The organism is Enterobacter sp. Res13-Sevr-PEC09-46 (genome assembly GCF_015672585.1).
Lineage (GTDB): Bacteria > Pseudomonadota > Gammaproteobacteria > Enterobacterales > Enterobacteriaceae > Enterobacter > Enterobacter hormaechei_C.
Genome location: NZ_JADABR010000035.1, coordinates 24857 through 43572 on the forward strand (window position 1 = coordinate 24857; position 18716 = coordinate 43572).

Sequence of the window (18716 nt, forward strand, 5' to 3'; positions counted from 1 at the left end):
TTCTCCGTTTAACATAGCGCCCCCGTGCGGGGCGCATAACAGGGAAAGTTATGTCTCAATATTCAATTCAACAGTCATTAGGTAATGCATCCGGCGTCGCGGTTAGCCCGATCAATGCCGATGCGACGTTATCTACCGGTGTTGCATTAAATAGCAGCTTGTGGGCTGGTATTGGCGTATTTGCGCGTGGCAAGCCGTTTACTGTTCTTGCGGTTACTGAGTCCAATTACGAAGATGTTCTCGGCGAACCGCTGAAGCCGTCTTCCGGCTCACAGTTCGAACCAATTCGCCATGTATACGAAGCTATTCAGCAAACATCTGGTTATGTTGTTCGCGCTGTTCCGGATGATGCGAAGTTCCCGATTATTATGTTCGATGAATCAGGCGAACCGGCTTACAGTGCGTTGCCATACGGTTCTGAAATTGAACTTGATAGTGGCGAAGCCTTTGCTATCTACGTTGATGATGGTGATCCGTGTATTTCACCTACCCGTGAGTTAACCATCGAAACGGCAACAGCGGACAGCGCGGGTAATGAACGCTTCCTCTTAAAACTGACCCAGACGACTTCGCTCGGCGTGGTAACGACCCTGGAGACACACACTGTGTCTTTGGCGGAAGAAGCGAAAGATGACATGGGCCGCTTGTGTTATCTGCCTACGGCTCTGGAAGCCCGTTCTAAATATCTGCGCGCGGTTGTTAATGAAGAGCTGATTTCGACAGCGAAAGTAACAAACAAAAAATCGTTGGCGTTCACTGGCGGTACCAACGGCGATCAGTCGAAAATCTCAACCGCTGCGTACCTGCGTGCGGTGAAAGTGCTGAACAATGCGCCGTACATGTACACCGCTGTTCTCGGCCTGGGGTGCTATGACAATGCGGCGATCACTGCGTTAGGTAATATCTGTTCTGATCGCCTGATTGATGGCTTCTTTGATGTCAAACCGACATTGACGTACACGGAAGCGATCTCTGCTGTTGAAGATACCGGTTTACTTGGTACCGATTATGTAAGCTGTGCTGTCTATCATTTCCCGTTCTCCTGCAAAGACAAATGGACCCAATCCCGCGTGGTCTTCGGTCTGTCTGGCGCGGCGTATGCGGCGAAAGCTCGTGGCGTCAAGAAAAACTCCGATGTCGGCGGTTGGCATTACTCACCGGCTGGTGAAGAACGTGCCGTCATAGCTCGTGCATCACTTCAGCCGCTGTATCCTGAAGACACCCCGGACGAAGAAGCTATGGTCAAGGGCCGACTCAATAAAGTATCTGTAGGTACTTCGGGCCAGATGATCATCGATGATGCTTTAACTTGCTGCACGCAGGACAACTATCTGCATTTCCAGCACGTCCCATCCCTGATGAACGCAATCAGCCGTTTCTTTGTCCAGTTAGCCCGACAGATGAAGCATAACCCGGACGGCATTACTGAGTCTGGCCTGACTAAAGGGATGACCAAACTTTTGGATCGCTTTGTCGCCTCCGGCGCTCTGGTGGCTCCTCGTGATCCTGATGCTGACGGTACAGAACCGTATGTGCTGAAAGTTACGCAGGCGGAATTCGATAAATGGGAAGTAGTCTGGGCCTGCTGCCCGACTGGCGTAGCCCGTCGTATCCAGGGCGTACCGCTGCTTATTAAGTAAGGGAATACAATGAGCAAAAACTTTTTTCAATCCGGGGCATTTTTGGGGAATGGACTGTCTCGTTTCGCTTTGAACTCTGATCCTGTGCAGCTGATGGAGTCTGCCCGAGCAAGCGCTGAACCGCCAACAGATCCGGTTATTAATAATAATCCGGAACCGGCGGCACAGACTAACGATAACGTTCCATCTGCCCAGGCTCCTGAGCAAATCCTGGAAGGGAAAGACGGTAAAGAATGGACCGTCGAACAGGCGCACCAGATGATTCTGGAAGCTGCAAATCGAAGTGCTATGCAAAATGCGTTGAGTGATGCGGCCGACGCCGTTTTCGCCTGGGCTGATAGCGGTGATCTGACTTTCGACTCCCTTGATGGTTTCGTTCAGGCTATCGCTGGTATCTCTGATGACGACGACTCCGAAGTTACAGAAGAACAGGACGATGCCTATAACGAAGCATGGGCAAATGTTGCTGACTTCCTCGCAGCATGCGGTGTAGATGATGACCTGATCGAAGCACTGGCTGACGATGAAGACGACGACGCAGCTGCTGATGTTGGTGCCTCTATCGCTGGTTTAGATAGCGACGACCGCGACGAACTGGAAGCGGCGTTTGTTGTTGCTGGCACTTCTGATGAAATGCTGACTGAAGCATTTAAGAAGGTTGTTCGTAACGGTGAGATCAAACTCATCCGTAAACGCCTGCGTAAAAAACGTCTGACTGCGGCTCAAAAATCGGCGCTGAAAAAAGCGCGTCGAAAAGCCCAGACCGGCGCGGCAAAACTTGCCCGCAAAAAGTCAATGAAACTGCGCCGTAAGCGCCTTGGCTAAAGGAGGAGGCCGGAGAACTCCGGCCTTTAACTTGAATGGCACCTATTCCTTATGGGGTTTACAGCCAGGCTGACGGTGTATCGCCATATCTGAAAGTTACTTTAACGAACTCTCAGTACCAGGTTACCGGATATATCAGCCAGGGAGCGGCAATGAACATGGCCCAGAATTGGGAAGCGCCGTTTACCGGTATGTCCATGGGATCTGTTGCTGGTGCCTTCAGTGGTTTTGCGCAGGTTGGTACTGAAACAACGTCGGTTGCCCGTTGGAACAGCTTAATGGTTTGGGAAGGGGGAACACCGCCGACTTTCACGCTGCCAGTAACTTTCATCGCTTTGTTTGACCCATTCACGGAGGTTTCAGGAGCTATCGCCGCATTGTCAGCGATGATTAGCCCGGAACTTAAAGATGCCAGTATTGGTGGTCGAATCCCGGAGCGTGTGACGCTAAACATTGGTCGCCGGATCAACATCATTGATGTCGCTATCCAGGACATAAGTTTCGATCTCGATGCGCCCAGGGACAGCAATGGACATTTCCTGAAAAACACCGTCAACCTCCAGTTGACCGGTTCTTCGATATATAACAGCTCCGATATTGTTCGGGCGTTCCAGTAAAAGGATTTTATATGGGGCACAATAACACTAAGGGAAACCGTAAATTTATTAAGGGCCGCTATACTGCCAACGCGGCCAAAGGCGAACGACTGGTATCTTCTGAATTCCAGCTCACTTTTGCAGGCCATGAAGATATCAGCGTACTGGTTCGCACGTCGCAAATTCCTGAAATGACCCGCGAGGATGTGGAGGACTATGGTCCGAATGGTGTGAAGTTCAACCAGCACGGTCCAATTCGAAACTCAGGGGAAATCCAGGTCCAGTGCGTGGAGACTATCGAAGGCGATATTCTTCAGTTCATTAAAGATCGCATTGCGGCGAAGGACTATGTTGATATCACGATGGCTGCTACCCCTGAATCCAAATCTTCCGGGGTTAACGCTGTGACAAAAGCTGCTACAACAATTGAAATGTTGGACTGCAAAATCTACAGTGATGCAATCGACTTTAGTACCGAAGATGTGACTGCCGCTGTGCGCCCGTCACTTCGTATCGTCTACAACTGGATTGAGTGGGATTAAGAGTCATCCCTTGTATTTTAAAGCTCCTTCGGGAGCTTTTTTATTTGGAGAGGAAAGGGTGCATTGAGGATACCTGACACACGAAGAGTGGCGAGGATCTCTCCCCGCCAGGTCTCTTACCTTTCAGATTCGTAGGCTGTGAAGACAGTGACCTCCGTCTGGCCGGTTCGGATTCGTACCTCGCAGAGGTCTTTCCTCGTTACCAGTGCCGTCACAATGACGGTTAAACAGATGACGATCAGAGCGATTAATATCGCTTTTTGCTGCTTCATAGCCTGCTTCTCCTTGACCTTTTGGTCGGTAAGAGGCTAATCTACGTATGCTAAGCATAGATATTGCCTCAGATTAATGTTAAGCGTCTTGCAGGACGCGTAATGTTATCTGGGGCTTTCTTCTATCTGCTTTTCGGGTAATGCCTGAAGCAGATAGCCTCAAGCACCCGCAACGATTGTATCAATGTCTGGCTTTTTTTCTATAGAAATCACCTGGAAGGGTGAATATCCACATCAGAAGAAATGTTGCAGCAAACATGATCCCTAATGGCCAGACCGCGCCAAAGAAAATCCATACTAAGATCTCCTCTGCTTGTTCTTTGCGGTCGATATCGACAAGCATTTTTCGGCTGATCATGTATACACAGAAACCAATACAAACATATCCTGCAAAAGCGATCGCTAACTGTAAAAAATCAGATTGCATCTCCGACCTCAAACTGAAAACGCCAGGTGACTCCAGATTAGAGCAATCTATCACCCTCTAAATCCTGCCGGTATACCCCATTGTTCGTTATCTTTATTTTTGGCTAAAACCGCATTAAGAGCTTCGTTTACCGTCATGCAATGCGGCAAATTATCGAAGTTTGATACCCCGCCAATATCAGGAGAACGCTTGTTCTTCAGGTAAGCATATTTCCGCGCTGCCGCCTCTACTTTCTGCTTGAACTCATGTTTTTGAGCGCGTTTTTTGGATAACCGCAGATTGTCAGCCTTTGCTTTTGCCTCGGCGATCCATGAAGTCAGTTTTTTGAGGCTGGTCGTTTCGGCACCGCCGGAAACTGATCTTTTTGTTTTTTTAATTTGTGACTTCTTATTCTTTATTGCCACGTCATCCTGACAGGGGGAGGGGGTATCATTTTGACATGGGGGTGTGGATAAAAAATTAAATAAAGCCAATGTCTTAGCGAGAACAGCTTTAACCTTGGTTGCCGCTGAAGAGATCTTTAATTTGCTTTCAATCAGCGCATTTTTGGCTTGTTGTGCGAAGGCCAAAAAGGATGGTGTAAACCGGTACAGGTTAGCGCGACGTTCACGGTGATCGCCGATAACAATCTCTACAGATAGAATTCCTTTGTTTACAGCTTCACGGAATGCACGAACGACGGTTGATTGGCTATAACCAGTTTCTGCCGCGATCAGGCGGTGAGGCTTGTGAATGAAGTATTCACTGGTTGTTGCCGCGAGATTTGCACATTGCGACAGGATATGCCCGGCGCTACGGGATAGACCGGAGTGTGTTACAAAGCAGGCCAATTCATAGCCAGAAAAAGTAAAATCGCTCATCGTTATACAGCTCAGGAAAGTGACTTTAGCCAGCATTACAATGCTGGTGGTTCTTACTACGTCTGTTAGCGCGTTGCCGCGACAGGTACCAGCACACCAGCATCAAGCAATCGCTTCATCAGCCACTGCTGACCTTTGCCGGTTATACGAGTCGTGAAAGAAATCCTGCTTCCATTGCTTGTATCGATCACGGTTTCTTTAAGGGTGAAATACCCACGGGATATGTATTCTTGTTTGGGGACGTTCCTGCGTTCACCGGTTGCGATCAGAATTCCGTTATCACGCAACCAGGTGAAGAGATAGTTTTGGCCCAGGCCGAGCACTTTGGCATAGTTGCCGATTAGAACTCCGCTGGCGGTAGCAACGCGTTCGGCGAATTCGACTTTAGGTGCATCCATAAGCATTTTTTGCTCCAGCCGTTGCTTTTGCTCTGCCAGGTCGGCAGCCAAACGGAGAGCTTCAGGGAGACTCTGCGGAATAGCAGGTTGTAATCTTCCGGCTCGATAGTCGATAAATGTCTGGTTTACCTTCAGCCGAAACGCGGGAGAAATCCAGCCTGCGTACTCCACAGCGAGCAATTCATGGGCAAAAGTGCCGCCGCCACGGCCTTCGAAAGAAACTATGCAATTCTGCATAGTTTCTTTTTCAAGCTCTTCGATGAGCTGTTTGGCTGACAGCGTTCTTAGCCATTGAGCTGGCGCTTTATGGGCACCGAGTCCGCTCGCTCTGTGTAGAGCATTAAGGTTGTAACGGCCAGCGCGGTCGGTCGTAATTTCAACACCACAAATAACAGGCAGAGTGGTTGAAGGATCGACATTTTGATGAAGGTTTGATATATTCATATCCGCATTGAATGTTTGTTGCATTTTTTCTCCAAATTTGCATCAACCTTCAATCACCAGCTCGAAATGGTGATTCTTTGCACTTAGAAAACGAAATTTATTAGAGCAAATTTTTCTGACTCGATCCAGATCGGGTTGGTCGATCTGCTCAGAAACCTGCCAGTTTGCTGGCAGGTTTTTTCTTTTGTTAACCTATTGCTACTGGTTTTAACAAACCAGCATCAAGTAGCTTGCGAGTTAACCACTGCTGGCCTTTACCCGTTAATTGGGGCGTCAGCCGTATCTGGTAGCCATTTTCATCATCCAGCACCACTTCTTTCACCGTGAAATATCCGGCGTTGATGTACTGCTGGCGCGGTACGTTTTTGCGCGCACCAAAAGCCATGAGAATGCCGTTCTGGCGCAACCATGAGAAAAGGGCGTTTTGCTTAAGTCCAACGACCTTTGCAAAGTTCCCGATCAGGATTCCATTAGCCACTGATACCCGGTCGGCAAAATCGACTTTAGGGGCTGCGGCCACCAGCTGTTGTTCCAGCTGCAATTTCTGTTCTGCCAACTCGGCAGCCAGGCGTAGGGCTTCTGGTAATGTTTGGGGGATCGATGGGGTAGGGGAGTTTGCCTGCTGCAATTCTTCCAGTTTGTCGATCAGCGAACGGCGGACCGCTTTCGATTCGCGCGCGGCGACTCGCAGGGCTTGTTTGTAGGTCATGGTTATGACAACCATAGGCGTACCGCCACCTGGCGGCACGGTTGCACTTTTTGTGTAACCGTCCTCACCTTCTAATTCGTCGAGTATTTTTTCGATGAATTTGTTGTTCCGAACCTCTGGTTCCCCACATAACTTACGCGCTTCATTGACCATCTTTAACAGTGTCAGGCTGTCGATTGTGTCTCCGGTGGTGGGGATGACATTCACGGCTGGTGCTGGCGTTGCTGAAGCAACAGGTGCTGGTTTTTTAACATTCAAATTATTACTGGTCATTCTATGTGCCTCCTTTCTCATTTCTGCTGCCACCGTTGCGTAACGTAGACGTCCTTGTTCAATCAAATAATCCCTGATCTCGGCTATCAGTAGCCTGTTGATCACAGCCTTATCTGTTCGGGTATAAAAACGCCTGGTTATCATGAAATAGTTGGCAATTGCGCCGGGGATCTCCCGTGTCGGTATACAGGCAGTATGCAGGGCGATCGCTTCGGCTATGTCATTACGGGTGACGAGAGGTTTTTTCATAAACCCCCCTGAACGTCGGCAGAGAAGGGGAGGCTCCAGTAACTAAGTGAATTGCGCGAGTTAGTTGAAAAACGGGCAGTAAAAATGCAGGGGCCATCAGGCAATTGAGAGCGTGCTTCGTCTTCAGTTGCTGCGATAACGAAGTGATAGTGGTGTTTTTTACAGGAATAGAAACGCCAGATGAATTCTGGGCGTGCGCAAGGATTGGCATTAACCATAGTTACGGCCTCACAATCAGGTTTAACAACCTGCTACCCGCTGCTAAACAGGTGGCAGGACGTGACGGGGTTAGCAGACTGGCGATTGTGAAACCAGCAGGCCGAAGCCTCCCCATCACGCCCCACCATAATTTGGGCGTAACGCGGTTTTACGGACACAAAAATACCGCAATATCGGATATCTGCGGCTGTCCGCACAATCATTCAGGCTGCTAAACCCGGTCGCAGAATTTGCTACGACGGCGGAACTATAAGCCTGAACGATTAAAAGGTCAATATGATGCGAAAAGATAGCATTCGTGACTTAAAAATACAAATTTATTAGAGCATTATCTGCTTAATAAATACACAATTGGATCTGATAACCTCTTTTTTTTAAAGGCGAAAATATGTACCCTAAATGGGTTATAAGGCAGGTGAGGTTATAATGAGAAAACTATTACTATCGTTATTATTTATGGCTGGGACTGTTAATGCAGCATCAAGCGTAAAGGAGATTTGTACCGATTATACGAAATACCTTTGGCAAGTTTACGCCTTTGCGATCAATGACTATTAATCCATGCGTAGGAGTGGATTTATGCTGATTCGTTTGTTTTTAGTGCTTTCCTTTTTAACATTTAATGTTTTTGCTGATGAAGTTGACTTTTCGAAGGTAGATTGTAATTCAGTGGAAACAAGAAAAGCTCTTATTGAAGAATATAACGAAATATTATCGTCATATGGAATAACAGTGGTTGATTCTTATAATCAAAAAACTATTCAGAAAGGAATAAATAAACTGATCTGTTATGGGGCTTACCAATATTCAGATGGCTCTTCGGAGTATGTTATTTATAAAGCATACCCAAATAGTCTTGGTGAATTAATTAGTGAGTTTAAACCGATTAATGAGTGAATGGAAAATGAAATTATTTAATGTAATAACATTTTGTTGTGCTATTTTTGCTGGAAGCGCGATAGCTGATAATAAATTGCCAGATTGGCTTTCTACCTCAAAGAAAGATTATGATTTAGTAAGGGCATTCTATTTGTCTGGATTTGCTTCGAAAGCAATGAACAATCAATTTGGTTATCATTTGCCATCTGAGTTGGTTAATGATTTTAAAGATAATGAATTTGCTGCTCAGGAAAAATGGAACACAATTCCAATTGTGTATGGTGAAATAAAATCCATAAGAATGGTGAATAATAAACCAATTGTAGAGTTATTTACTCCAGGGGAAAATGCAACGCCACTAAATTATATCAAATTGAAAATATTGGATTCAAAGCAAGACTCTCTGTTAAAACTAAAAAAAGGGGATGATATATATGCAGTGTGCTCAGGTGCTAATTTTAGCTTAGTGCCAATTCTGAGCAACTGCACTCCTGCAACAGACGTCATTGATGCTGCACTCTCTTTTTCTGGTGAATATATGTTCCCTGCTTTTGATTCTTTTTCGCCTACTAAGCAAAACGTCAAATATATATTCACAAATCAAGATCCTGTTCAGATGATGAATTTTATAGGGTACCTATCCTTAGTCGATACAACGAAGGATAAGAAAAAAATGGATATGGTTCGTAAGTGTACGCCTTGGAAGCCGGAATGTTCACAACAATTCGTTGATGTAATGGAAGGATTTGATAGCATCATGTATAAATATGAGGGAGAATTTAAAAATTACATAGAATTAAAATAGTATTTGAAAGGATAGTCAATTTAAGTTTTAAAAAAACGCCCATTAAAGGGCGTTTTATTGTTTTACTCAAAACAACCTGATTATGTGATAACCATATCATATCCCTCATTCCACCTACACTGATTACCCCCCAGACAACAATATTCCTACTCAATGAACAAATGACTACTCGTAGAATCGGTTAACACACCAGATTCTACGAGGTTTCAATGACACCACGACAATTACTCGAAGACGTCAAATCCCGCTTCACACCTTTGATTGCGGATGAACCTGCCTTACTGGAATCCCTGCTAAGAAAAGCATTGGGAACCTACCAGGATAGAGCGGGGCACATCAAGCGGATACGCTTCACTGATCAGGCCAGTAAATCACTTGCTTGCCCTGCTGATTTTCTTGCGCTCGTATCGGTTACAGATCACACCGGCGATCTTGTCTACTCCGACGTTTACGATGGGAATATCGAGCTTGAAGATACCCATCGAGCGGTATACCCACTGAATGTGTCATATCTGGCTAATTTGCGTGATATGGATCTGGATAATGGAGAAGTGCCACCTGAAATCATTGGGTTACTTTCTGACTATCTGGAAGTGCTAATCGCGATACCTAACACTGATCGCCTGCGAAGAATATCTATCGCGGGGAAACTCGATGCCAGCAATTTATCCGACGAGAACACGCTGTATCAGCGGAAGCTGGATCTGGAAGAGAAAATGAGCGCAACAAGGGCAATTATCCCGGGAATTGTTCTTTTCTCATCCATGTTGAAGTGAGGGGGCTGATATGGGGCTTAATGTTGCTTCAGTAAAGTCTTATGTATCTTCGGCATTAACGACGACATTATTTGGCTCCGGCGTTGGTGAGCGGGAAGTTGGTAAGCTGACGTCAATCATCATGAACAAAATGCTGTTCGCGCAAGGATGGCAGTTCTCTGTCGAAGTTGATGGACTGGAGGGAGCAGACTTCTTTGCCAAAGATATTACCTACCACGATTACAGCATCGAATATGAAACGATTAAAATCGGCGGAGGGAATATCCTTCAACCAACGGAGCGTTCGCCAGGGCAGATAACAATGATGGTCAGGGATACCGTTGATGGCCTCGTTTTGGACTGGTTTAAGACGGCAAAAAGTCGGGTGATTAATCCAGACGGTACCGGGAATATACCGTCTAAATATTTGCTCAATGTGCGTATTTATCGGTTGCTGTCTTCCGGCTTAACCAAACTGGAAAATGAGATGACTGTATTCCCGGTCACTACCGGCGATGTCACCTATGCGCGGGATCAGGTTACGGAATTTAAGTCATTCCCAATGACCTTCGCATTGCACAGCACGTTTAACCAATCCTCAAGTTCTTTGGCTTCCCTTCTGGGCTTTAGTTTTTCTCTTTGAATTAAGGAGCAAGGATGCTTTTACCCCTTTTCCCGCTACCATCGCGGCCAACTGAATTGATCCAGTTCCGTCAGCCAAATATTGCTGATGCGATGCGTTTCAACTCGATAACACCGGAGGAACAAGAACAACAGACAACGGCGTATTTAAAAGCCTTGCTGGCTGAACCCGCGAAACATGATCCCCTGACATGGACGGCGCAGGACCGGATTACCGCGTTATGGTGGATATTTACCGGCTCCCGTGAAACACCGGTCGAGACATTCACTTACACCTGTAAACATTGCGGTAAAGAGCATTATTACGATTGCGATATGAATGCTCTGGCTGAAGATATCCAGGTCCTGGAAGTGGAACCTTTCATTGACGATATTGAGGTGTCTGTAGAGGGAGTACCTTATCAATGGCGTATCGTGCCGCTTGATGGTTGGGCAATGGAAATGCTGGAGATGCGCCGTGCAGCATTGCCACCTGAAGACGACGCGGAATTCAAAGAAGCGATCGTTGATTTGCGTTTTTGGGAATTCGCTTATCAGTGTGAGCTTTATAACGATGTTAGCGATACTCGTGAAGATCAGGCTGAGCGTCGTTATGAAACGATTAAACGGATGGCCATTGATACTGAATTTATGAAGCTGGCGGCACACATCCGACTGGCTCATGAAAAGCTCGAACATGGTTTACCGTGCTACATCGATAAAGGTGAAATGCGTCTTCGTCTCCCGCCGCATAAATGCCCAAATCAGGATAAAAAGGAGTCCACAGAGGGTGCGTATACCCGTCTGTGGGTGCCCTTTCGGGCTACCGACTTCATTCCACAGGTGGGGATTGAAAAGCTATCAGACCTTAGTGTCCAACCTGGTTTTGTATGGGGGTATACCGATTCAGGACGCTGAAAGGCTTACTGAATCCTATGCGTTTTTCCTGTTGGAGAAACTGGAAGAAAAACTTAAACCGAAACGGTAGGCGATAAGATCATGGAAAGAAAAAACGCCAACATTGACGATGTTATAAGGACAGTTGAAACCGCCAGTGCAAAAGAGCTGGAAGAGCTTGCAGGTATCCGGGAAGCTGTTGAAGATTTGAAAGGGGGACGCGTTGCAACTGTTGATCCTGTCTCTCGCAGTGTGTCGGCATTAAATCGCACAATCGAAAATTCCCGGCCAGACTTTGTGGCCAATGCGCCATCAGTGGACCCTATTGTTGAGGCAATGAAACGGCTTAATTTAGGGGACGTTTCTCGTGTAGTTCAGGAAGATGTTGCTCAACAGGAACAGCGGGCCAAATCAACCACACCAAAGGGTAAAAAACGACGCAGGAAGGCTATACCAGAGGATGTAAAGGCACAACGGACCGAAGCAGCCGAACACGCTCGCGAAATGTTCGGTCAAAAAGGCGGTGCGCAAAAAAGCCAAAACCAACGCGATGCGCGTGGTCGTTTTATTGGAAAGTCAGGGAGTAAGGCCGCAGCGGAAGATGCCCGTGCTGAACGAGCAGAAAAGGCCAGGCGAAAAGAGGATGATGAGCGTCTAAATGCTGAATCAGGTTTATTAAAAAAACTGTCAAAAGTAGCTGAAGGCATAGGTAACCCTTCAGAGACTCGTGCTGTCGATGCGTTAGGTTATGCCGTTGCAGGTCCATTGTGGGCAGCAGGGAAGGAGCTTGGCGGGATATCAAAAGAAGTTGGCGGATCGCTTAATGGTGCCAGAAAGTCTATTGCCGATGTGATTCGTGGCAATGACGATAACAGCCGTAGAAAAGGTTTTTTTAGGCGTAAATCGCAAAATAGTGCCGATGTCGTTCAGGTTAACACCCAAAAACGGACGGTTCAGGAACTTCAGGAGCAGACCAGCGAAATTAAAGAGGGCAATGACAAGATTCTCAGCGCCCTTGATCAGATAGCCAAAAACACCGGGAAAAAGAAGGGCGGCTTGCTGTCCAAACTATTTAGCCTGTTAGGGAAGGGGGCCGGTGGCGTCGCGTCGTTGTTAATGGGGCGTGGCATGCTGAAAAAAGCTGGAGCACTCGCTTTTGGCGCTCTGGGGGCAAAGAAACTTGTAGGAATGCTACGCGGTGGTGGTAAGAAGACTCTCGCCCATGAAGGCGGAGATTTGGCTGCCCGGGCAGCAGGTAAACTTGGATTAAAGGCAGTTGGTAAAGGGGCGTTACGCGCAATTCCCCTAGTCGGCACAGTGGTTGGAGGTATTTATGATGCGGTAACCGGTTGGAATGATACAGAAGCGCAACGTCGAGCGTTTGGGCTTAAATCAGGACAAGATCCATCATTCCAGCAAAAAGCCGCTTATACGTTAGCTAATATTCTTGATATGGGGGGACTGGTATCTGGTATTAGCAGCGCCATTGGTGAGGTTCTCAAATCACTTGGATTTGAGGATATCGGCAATATGTTGCAATCATTTTCGACGGAAAGTATTGCCCATGCCATTGATAGTGGGATTACCAACTTAGAAACATATATTTCTAACCTTGGCGACACCATTTCTACCAAGTTCGATGATTACACAGCAAAGATTGGTGATGCTGTTTCAGCATGGTTTAGCGATACATCTAATAAGCTGCTTGAAAAGCTGGATGCCATCAAAGACTTCTTTACTGTCGATAACCTGAAACAGGTTTTCAGTGATGCAATTGATAGTGCAATTGATTTCATTAAGAACCCAGGGAAACACATTAAAGAGGCGGCTGGTAATATTTGGGATGGGGTTAAAAATTTACCAGGTAAAGCATTAGATGCAGCGGTTGATGCCGTTAAAAATACCCCTGCGGCAATGATTGTATCAAAAATACCCAATCCGATCGGCGAGGCTAATGCGAAAGAAATCACTCCAGAGTTAAAAGCTCCGGTTAATAGCCACCAGGAGACATCTGATTCTAAAACTGAATCCGATGCCAAACAGACTAATATTGTTACCCGCGTGATAAATGCGGCACTGGACACGGCGAAAGATAGCAATAAAACAGTTAAAGAAACTGCTAATCAGATTATCAATGCAAATGCCGTAGAAACGGGCAATAGCGCGTTGCAGAAAATTGATAAAGCTATTGGTCAAAATAGCTCGTCATCATCGTCGCTTAATACCACTGGCACCAGGAATGACATTCAGAAAGCTGCGGATACCTACAACAATGGCAACTTGGATGTAAAAGTCGGAAGTCTTGGCGCTGAAGGTAAGGCAAATCTCGATAAGTTGGCTCCGTATTTTGCCGAACTAGAGAATAAATACGGTCTTCCAGAAGGCACTCTTTACGCGATTGCTGCAACTGAATCTGGTGGTAATCCGTATGCAAAATCCCAAACCGGTGCTCTGGGGATGTTTCAGTTCACGGGGATTGCTCGTGAAGAGACTGGCTTAGCTGAAGGTGAATCGTTTGATCCTGTGAAATCGGCAGAAGCTGCGGCTCTTCTCATGAGCAAATATCTGAAGCAAGCCAATGGAGACTTAAACGAGGCCATCACTGCATATAATGCTGGGTTTGGCACTATCAATAAGTGGAAAAAAGGCACAGGTGACTTATCGAAAGAAAACCGTGAGTACGCGATCAAGGTCAATACTCATCGTGCTCGCTATTTAGGTGGTGAAATCTATACACCTGGAGCAGGAGCACAGGGTGGGGCGCAATATGGAGTGAGGGGACCACTGCCTGATAACGCTGTTATCGATCAGTCTACTGGCCTGGCGTTTACCCCTGGTGATAGCCCGTTTGAGAAAGGCGGTCTGGTAGACAAAATTGGCAATGCTGTTGGCGTTAACGATCTGGTCAACAAATTCATGAATGGCCGGGGTATGCGTCGGGAAGTCGTTCAGGGAACGCTCGAAGAACGTGCACGAGGGAAGGGGACCGCAACAGCAGCTGGCAATGTGTATGTTGATACTCCGATGCCAGTTGAAGAGGCGCGTCCGGTGGCCAGCAACTCAAGTTACTTTGACCAACTCGGCGCACAAATGGGGATTGATGGGCTATTTGATAAACTCCGCAACTCGCCGGGGATGCGGAAAAATAATGCGCCTGAACCAGCCTCCACGTCCCAGGTGACGACTGCCGCCAACGATTTGCAGCAACCAACCGGTCGTATGCAGATAGACGGACAGGTTATTAGTGACCTTGGCGGCTCCGGTGCCAAGCCGACAATGCAGTTGGCTGATAATACCGTTTCACTTGATGGTGAAACGAAGCGGCTGTTTGCGCAGATGACCTCATTGCTTGCCAGGATTGAAGAGCACACTAAAGACTCGGCGAAAGGCCAGGGAACTGTCGTAAAGGTCAGCACGCCTCAACCGGGCGTTATGCGCACGGTGCCACTGTCAATTGATGATCCGTTGATGAATGACTACGCGAGAGTTGATTGATGGCCAACAATAATGAAATTGATCCTTTACTGACGCTGGAGTTATCCGGCGTAAAAACGTATGAGTCCCAGGAGGAGGCCTGGGGCGCTCGTTTATATGAGTGGCTAAACACTTATCAGGGTGAGGTATACGGAGATCCGTCATGGGGCAATGTTTTACCGCAGTTTAAACACGAACCGACCAACTTGTCGCATGTTCAAATTGCGGTTGAGGCAATGCTGTTGCAAAAACTGACGGTAGATTTACCTGACATACCGATTTCTGGCTTGTCAGTAGCCGAGGGAGATGCTTTTGATAAGTTGAAAATATCCATTCGTATCAGGGATATAACTATCACACAGGACGTGGTGCTATGAGTAAAACAACACCGACTAAAGACAGTATTCGTGCAGAGTTTGAAGAGCTTGTCGAGAAAGATTCATTCTGGTCGAAGTTTGTCGGCTCTCAATTTGTCTCGATGCTGACATTGTTTATTACCCAGATTGTCTACAGGTGCTTTCAGTATGCCGATGCGGCGCTGGCTGAAGGCTTTATATCGACCGCGACGCGGCGTTCCTCTATCCTGGCAGCGGCAGAAACGAATAGTTACGTTGGTACCAAGCCAACACCGTCATCGGGGATGATTGAGATCACCGCCACAAGTGAAGATGCCCCAGCGGTAATCCCCAAAAACATGCCTTTAATATCTGACGACCAGTACCCTTACATGACTATGGATGTATGCAGGTTGGTTGACGGCACCGGTACGGTAGAAGTGGCACAGTTGGAAATCCAGGAGGTGACATATACCGTTACGGCAGCCAAAGAATTTCTGGAAGTCGTGTTATCAAAGGCTCTCACTGCTGTCTGCTGTAAGCTGGAAGTATTCGTGACGACCGATGGTAAGACCACGCAGTGGTCTTCCAGCACTATGTTCCGGTTAGCCGGTAGTAAAAGCCAGGTCTACGTTGAGTTTTATAAGCCATCCGAGCAGTTGGGGGTTCGATTCGGTGATGGGCTAATTGGGCAAATACCGCCAGAAGGCTCGACCATTACACTTAAGGTATGGTGCACCAACGGAGATATAACCCTGGTTGCTGGCCAAAACCTGACTCCTGTCGATTCTGCGGCTAATTTAGCTAATTTGATTTCAGTTAAGACAACGACACCCATAACCGCAGGTACCGATGCCGAAACAACGGAGATCACACGTAATCGTGCACAATATTACCTTGCCTATGATGATCAGGTCGTATGGGGCGGGGACTATACGTATTTTCTGGTGCGTAACATCCCGGGACTGTCCTGGGTAAAGGCATGGGGCGAAGGCCAGCAAGAGAAATTAGATGGTGCTTATAATGTTCGGAATATCAATAAGATATTTATTTCAGGATGGCATCCAAACAAAAGCCAGTCAGAGCTTGAAGAAATGATCCTGGCTGCCTTTAAGAAGGTGCCGAATGAGTTGAACAAGAAATTCTCGTATAAAGAGGTCAGAAAACTCCCCTTTAAGATCACCATCACTGGGCGGATATCGGCAAGCCTGACCATTGAGAACGTGACTGATGAGCTGAAGTCGGCACTGGAAACAAAATTTGGGCGTGACTCAACTTTCTTTGATCCGAACCGTGTCGGCAAGTACATCCTAATCAAGAAAAAAGACGTTTGGGCATTTATCGAAACGCTGGGTTATTTCCGCGACTTTTATCTGGAATTTGTCGAGTGGAATGAGTCCAACGGCTTTTACGATTTCGTTTATCTGGATACAGAAAACTCCACCTTTAATATTTCGTATGAGGAGGAGTGATGCAGCGTTCCTGGTTTAATAACCGGCTTACATCAGCTAAGCAAAAGTCATTACTTTATAAATCATTGGCTGATTTGGTTCAGTCAATGATGGACACCTTTGTTGACCCATGGTTGGAGCGAATTACCAACCGGAAGTCTATTTTCTCCATGAGCAAGGAGGATCTGGAGACTAGGACAAATGAACTTGGCCAGTTTTTTACTATCAGGACGTCGAATTCATCTTCCGTTCCGATGTTGTTACAACAGCGGTTTGATGAGATCCATTTTAAGGGTACTGAACGCCCTATAAACCAGACAATTTATCGCGAATTTAACGGTATATCGGTTTTATGGGATCCCATATATGCTCCGGTGGACTTTGAACGTCATCCCTATGGCACGGTCCTGATTCCAGAAAGCACACTGGAAACCACCGGCGGCACATTCGGCGAGATGTTTCTGACTTCCAGAGGAATGATCAGTATTCCCATAAACGACCTGGCCCGGACAATGGGTATTACTGGAACGATAGATCAGTCCGCAATTACAGAAGAAATTCTCAGAAAGTTTAATCAGTTCGTAAAGCCTCTACTGCCACTGCATATAGTGTTTGATGGGCTTACGCTCTATTTGTCGGTTGTTGTAAATGAACAGGCCGACATGATCACTTTGAATGAGATTTCTGATACCGAAAAAGCATTCTGCTGGTTTGAAACTTCGGATACAACTTCGCTTACTGAAGTTACGTCGATTAACGCCCCGATCACTGCAACGCCGGGCGGCACTATTGTGAAAGCAACGCCTACGTTTGATCGCACCCGCGCAGATGATTTGCTGTTGGATAGCGATGCGTGACAATCACCCCGTCCGCAGGGCGGGGTGACAAGTTACTTATCTTACAATGAGGCTTCACAACATTGATTAGGGAAAATCATGTCTGACGTCTCAACAAACCTCTATAAGAGTCAGTTGTTGGACTATTACTATCAGCGGCGCGCTGAATCGTCCATTAACAAAGGCTCTCGATTTTTAATCAGCAAGGCCGTTTTCGGTACCAGTTCACTGGTTACTAAGAAAGGAGATGGCACTTATGAGATTGGAGAACTGCCAAAGGCTTTCGATCTGGCAGAACTGACCAGTCAATTTTGCACCATCAACCTCGTCCCAACCTACTCAGGCGGGATAATTACTGTCCGAATGGACCTTGATCAAAGTCAGTTGCAGGAAGGGAAAAACTACCCATTCAACACTCTGGTTGTTCTGGATAACGAGAATAAGCCAATCGCCATTATTTGTGTCCAGGAAGACTCGCTGTATGTGGGCAAAACATATACCGCAGTTATGGCCATAAACTCGACTACAGCATAAGGATATGCTTGATGAATGACGTTACAGTTGTTACATCGGTTACTTACCCATCACCCGAGTCGTTGGCTCTGGTGGCTGATGTGCAATACCACGAACCATATCTGTCAGCCGCTCTAAACCGAAAATTCAGGGGAATTGTTGACCCGGGATTTTATGCTGGTTTCTTGCCTAAGCCTGGCGGTGGGATGAACCTGTTAATCACCTCAGTGGATGGAGATAAAACCGCTGGCGCGGCGTCAGTGGATATTGGTGAATTCTACCAGGTAACTATTCAGCATCGTAAGGATATCTCTCTTGCACTTAACGCAGGCAAGAAATATGCAATTGTGCTGAAGGGAAGATACCTTCTTGGAGAAGATACCTATCAGGTTAATACCGCGTCACATATTCATGCAGCTGAATTTGTTGCCAGAACCTATACCGATTCATATCAGTTAGGTGATGGGGAACTGCTGGTTTGTACGGTGAATATCCCTGCTGGCGTATCTACCATTACTCAAGAGATGATTGATACATCCGAGCGTATCAACCGCACGATCGGCATTGATATTTCAGACTCTGTAACCAGTACCAGAAGTGATGTTGCTGCGAGTTCGCTGGCAGTTAAAAAAGCCTACGATCTGGCGAAAAGCAAGTATACGGCGCAGGATGCAAGCACAACGCAAAAGGGATTAG

The 18716-nt window shown here is 46.8% G+C and carries 21 protein-coding genes; 15 read left to right on the forward strand and 6 right to left on the reverse strand.

All coding sequences use genetic code 11. From position 1 onward, the window contains the following. Positions 1–50 precede the first annotated feature (50 nt). The 4 genes from IMQ56_RS22200 (at position 51) to IMQ56_RS22215 (ending at position 3603) form a co-directional block, all read left to right on the forward strand. Positions 51–1640: a hypothetical protein gene (locus IMQ56_RS22200; RefSeq protein WP_000085146.1), complete on the forward strand. Its 1590-nt coding sequence runs from the start codon at positions 51–53 to the stop codon at positions 1638–1640. Positions 1641–1649: 9 nt separating this feature from the next. Beyond that, entirely contained in the window at positions 1650–2465 is an 816-nt protein-coding gene (locus IMQ56_RS22205; RefSeq protein ID WP_000041761.1) for a hypothetical protein, read from the forward strand. A 152-nt stretch (positions 2466–2617) separates the two neighbouring features. Further along, positions 2618–3082: a hypothetical protein gene (locus tag IMQ56_RS22210; RefSeq protein ID WP_001514460.1), complete on the forward strand. Its 465-nt coding sequence runs from the start codon at positions 2618–2620 to the stop codon at positions 3080–3082. An 11-nt stretch (positions 3083–3093) separates the two neighbouring features. Then, entirely contained in the window at positions 3094–3603 is a 510-nt protein-coding gene (locus IMQ56_RS22215) for a hypothetical protein (protein WP_000509939.1), read from the forward strand. A 116-nt stretch (positions 3604–3719) separates the two neighbouring features. Here the strand turns inward: IMQ56_RS22215 and hokD are convergent, their stop codons facing one another. From hokD to IMQ56_RS22245, 6 genes are all read right to left on the reverse strand, one after another. Next, a complete protein-coding gene (hokD, locus tag IMQ56_RS22220) occupies positions 3720–3875 on the reverse strand; it encodes a type I toxin-antitoxin system toxin HokD (protein ID WP_001352007.1) in 156 nt (51 codons plus the stop codon). A gap of 181 nt (positions 3876–4056) precedes the next feature. Next, the gene (locus IMQ56_RS22225; protein ID WP_001369095.1) at positions 4057–4302 is read right to left on the reverse strand and encodes a hypothetical protein; all 246 of its coding nucleotides are present in this window, start codon (positions 4300–4302) and stop codon (positions 4057–4059) included. A 50-nt stretch (positions 4303–4352) separates the two neighbouring features. After that, positions 4353–5198 (reverse strand): helix-turn-helix domain-containing protein, encoded by an 846-nt coding sequence (locus IMQ56_RS22230; protein WP_001408987.1) that lies wholly within the window; start codon positions 5196–5198, stop codon positions 4353–4355. A gap of 29 nt (positions 5199–5227) precedes the next feature. Beyond that, the gene (locus IMQ56_RS22235) at positions 5228–6028 is read right to left on the reverse strand and encodes a phage antirepressor KilAC domain-containing protein (RefSeq protein ID WP_001187875.1); all 801 of its coding nucleotides are present in this window, start codon (positions 6026–6028) and stop codon (positions 5228–5230) included. 163 nt (positions 6029–6191) lie between these two features. Continuing rightward, positions 6192–7235 (reverse strand): phage antirepressor Ant, encoded by a 1044-nt coding sequence (locus IMQ56_RS22240; RefSeq protein WP_000743159.1) that lies wholly within the window; start codon positions 7233–7235, stop codon positions 6192–6194. Then, entirely contained in the window at positions 7232–7453 is a 222-nt protein-coding gene (locus tag IMQ56_RS22245; protein WP_000245703.1) for a host cell division inhibitor Icd-like protein, read from the reverse strand. The genes IMQ56_RS22240 and IMQ56_RS22245 overlap by 4 nt, the downstream gene beginning before the upstream one ends. A gap of 580 nt (positions 7454–8033) precedes the next feature. On the opposite strand from IMQ56_RS22245, the gene IMQ56_RS22250 reads away from it, so the two are divergent. From IMQ56_RS22250 to IMQ56_RS22300, 11 genes are all read left to right on the forward strand, one after another. Then, positions 8034–8351 carry a hypothetical protein gene (locus IMQ56_RS22250; RefSeq protein WP_024245582.1) on the forward strand — a complete coding sequence of 106 codons (318 nt, stop codon included), beginning with the start codon at positions 8034–8036 and terminating at the stop codon, positions 8349–8351. A gap of 7 nt (positions 8352–8358) precedes the next feature. After that, a complete protein-coding gene (locus tag IMQ56_RS22255; RefSeq protein ID WP_000765490.1) occupies positions 8359–9138 on the forward strand; it encodes a hypothetical protein in 780 nt (259 codons plus the stop codon). 209 nt (positions 9139–9347) lie between these two features. Beyond that, positions 9348–9914, forward strand: coding sequence for a hypothetical protein (locus IMQ56_RS22260; protein ID WP_000188919.1), 567 nt, complete (start codon positions 9348–9350; stop codon positions 9912–9914). Between the two features lie 10 nt (positions 9915–9924). Continuing rightward, positions 9925–10536, forward strand: coding sequence for a hypothetical protein (locus IMQ56_RS22265; RefSeq protein ID WP_000523980.1), 612 nt, complete (start codon positions 9925–9927; stop codon positions 10534–10536). 14 nt (positions 10537–10550) lie between these two features. Further along, positions 10551–11432, forward strand: coding sequence for a morphogenetic protein (locus IMQ56_RS22270; protein ID WP_196065259.1), 882 nt, complete (start codon positions 10551–10553; stop codon positions 11430–11432). An 81-nt stretch (positions 11433–11513) separates the two neighbouring features. Further along, entirely contained in the window at positions 11514–14906 is a 3393-nt protein-coding gene (locus IMQ56_RS22275) for a lytic transglycosylase domain-containing protein (RefSeq protein WP_000440170.1), read from the forward strand. Beyond that, a complete protein-coding gene (locus tag IMQ56_RS22280; protein WP_000002800.1) occupies positions 14906–15262 on the forward strand; it encodes a hypothetical protein in 357 nt (118 codons plus the stop codon). The genes IMQ56_RS22275 and IMQ56_RS22280 overlap by 1 nt, the downstream gene beginning before the upstream one ends. Then, entirely contained in the window at positions 15259–16692 is a 1434-nt protein-coding gene (locus IMQ56_RS22285; protein ID WP_000047918.1) for a bleomycin hydrolase, read from the forward strand. Before IMQ56_RS22280 ends, IMQ56_RS22285 begins: the two co-directional genes overlap by 4 nt. Further along, a complete protein-coding gene (locus IMQ56_RS22290) occupies positions 16692–17528 on the forward strand; it encodes a hypothetical protein (RefSeq protein ID WP_001189832.1) in 837 nt (278 codons plus the stop codon). Before IMQ56_RS22285 ends, IMQ56_RS22290 begins: the two co-directional genes overlap by 1 nt. Positions 17529–17606: 78 nt before the next feature. Beyond that, complete coding sequence (locus tag IMQ56_RS22295; protein WP_001286325.1) at positions 17607–18041, forward strand: hypothetical protein; 435 nt, start codon at positions 17607–17609, stop codon at positions 18039–18041. Between the two features lie 11 nt (positions 18042–18052). Beyond that, positions 18053–18716, forward strand: a 664-nt coding sequence (locus IMQ56_RS22300; protein WP_196065261.1) for a phage tail protein, incomplete at its 3' end; no start/stop codon positions are given.

Coding starts and splice junctions, on each gene's coding strand:
- IMQ56_RS22200 (WP_000085146.1), top strand. CDS start 51: ATGTCTCAATATTCAATTCAACAGTCATTAGGTAATGCATCCGGCGTC.
- IMQ56_RS22205 (WP_000041761.1), top strand. CDS start 1,650: ATGAGCAAAAACTTTTTTCAATCCGGGGCATTTTTGGGGAATGGACTG.
- IMQ56_RS22210 (WP_001514460.1), top strand. CDS start 2,618: ATGAACATGGCCCAGAATTGGGAAGCGCCGTTTACCGGTATGTCCATG.
- IMQ56_RS22215 (WP_000509939.1), top strand. CDS start 3,094: ATGGGGCACAATAACACTAAGGGAAACCGTAAATTTATTAAGGGCCGC.
- hokD (WP_001352007.1), bottom strand. CDS start 3,875: ATGAAGCAGCAAAAAGCGATATTAATCGCTCTGATCGTCATCTGTTTA.
- IMQ56_RS22225 (WP_001369095.1), bottom strand. CDS start 4,302: ATGCAATCTGATTTTTTACAGTTAGCGATCGCTTTTGCAGGATATGTT.
- IMQ56_RS22230 (WP_001408987.1), bottom strand. CDS start 5,198: ATGCTGGCTAAAGTCACTTTCCTGAGCTGTATAACGATGAGCGATTTT.
- IMQ56_RS22235 (WP_001187875.1), bottom strand. CDS start 6,028: ATGCAACAAACATTCAATGCGGATATGAATATATCAAACCTTCATCAA.
- IMQ56_RS22240 (WP_000743159.1), bottom strand. CDS start 7,235: ATGAAAAAACCTCTCGTCACCCGTAATGACATAGCCGAAGCGATCGCC.
- IMQ56_RS22245 (WP_000245703.1), bottom strand. CDS start 7,453: ATGGTTAATGCCAATCCTTGCGCACGCCCAGAATTCATCTGGCGTTTC.
- IMQ56_RS22250 (WP_024245582.1), top strand. CDS start 8,034: ATGCTGATTCGTTTGTTTTTAGTGCTTTCCTTTTTAACATTTAATGTT.
- IMQ56_RS22255 (WP_000765490.1), top strand. CDS start 8,359: ATGAAATTATTTAATGTAATAACATTTTGTTGTGCTATTTTTGCTGGA.
- IMQ56_RS22260 (WP_000188919.1), top strand. CDS start 9,348: ATGACACCACGACAATTACTCGAAGACGTCAAATCCCGCTTCACACCT.
- IMQ56_RS22265 (WP_000523980.1), top strand. CDS start 9,925: ATGGGGCTTAATGTTGCTTCAGTAAAGTCTTATGTATCTTCGGCATTA.
- IMQ56_RS22270 (WP_196065259.1), top strand. CDS start 10,551: ATGCTTTTACCCCTTTTCCCGCTACCATCGCGGCCAACTGAATTGATC.
- IMQ56_RS22275 (WP_000440170.1), top strand. CDS start 11,514: ATGGAAAGAAAAAACGCCAACATTGACGATGTTATAAGGACAGTTGAA.
- IMQ56_RS22280 (WP_000002800.1), top strand. CDS start 14,906: ATGGCCAACAATAATGAAATTGATCCTTTACTGACGCTGGAGTTATCC.
- IMQ56_RS22285 (WP_000047918.1), top strand. CDS start 15,259: ATGAGTAAAACAACACCGACTAAAGACAGTATTCGTGCAGAGTTTGAA.
- IMQ56_RS22290 (WP_001189832.1), top strand. CDS start 16,692: ATGCAGCGTTCCTGGTTTAATAACCGGCTTACATCAGCTAAGCAAAAG.
- IMQ56_RS22295 (WP_001286325.1), top strand. CDS start 17,607: ATGTCTGACGTCTCAACAAACCTCTATAAGAGTCAGTTGTTGGACTAT.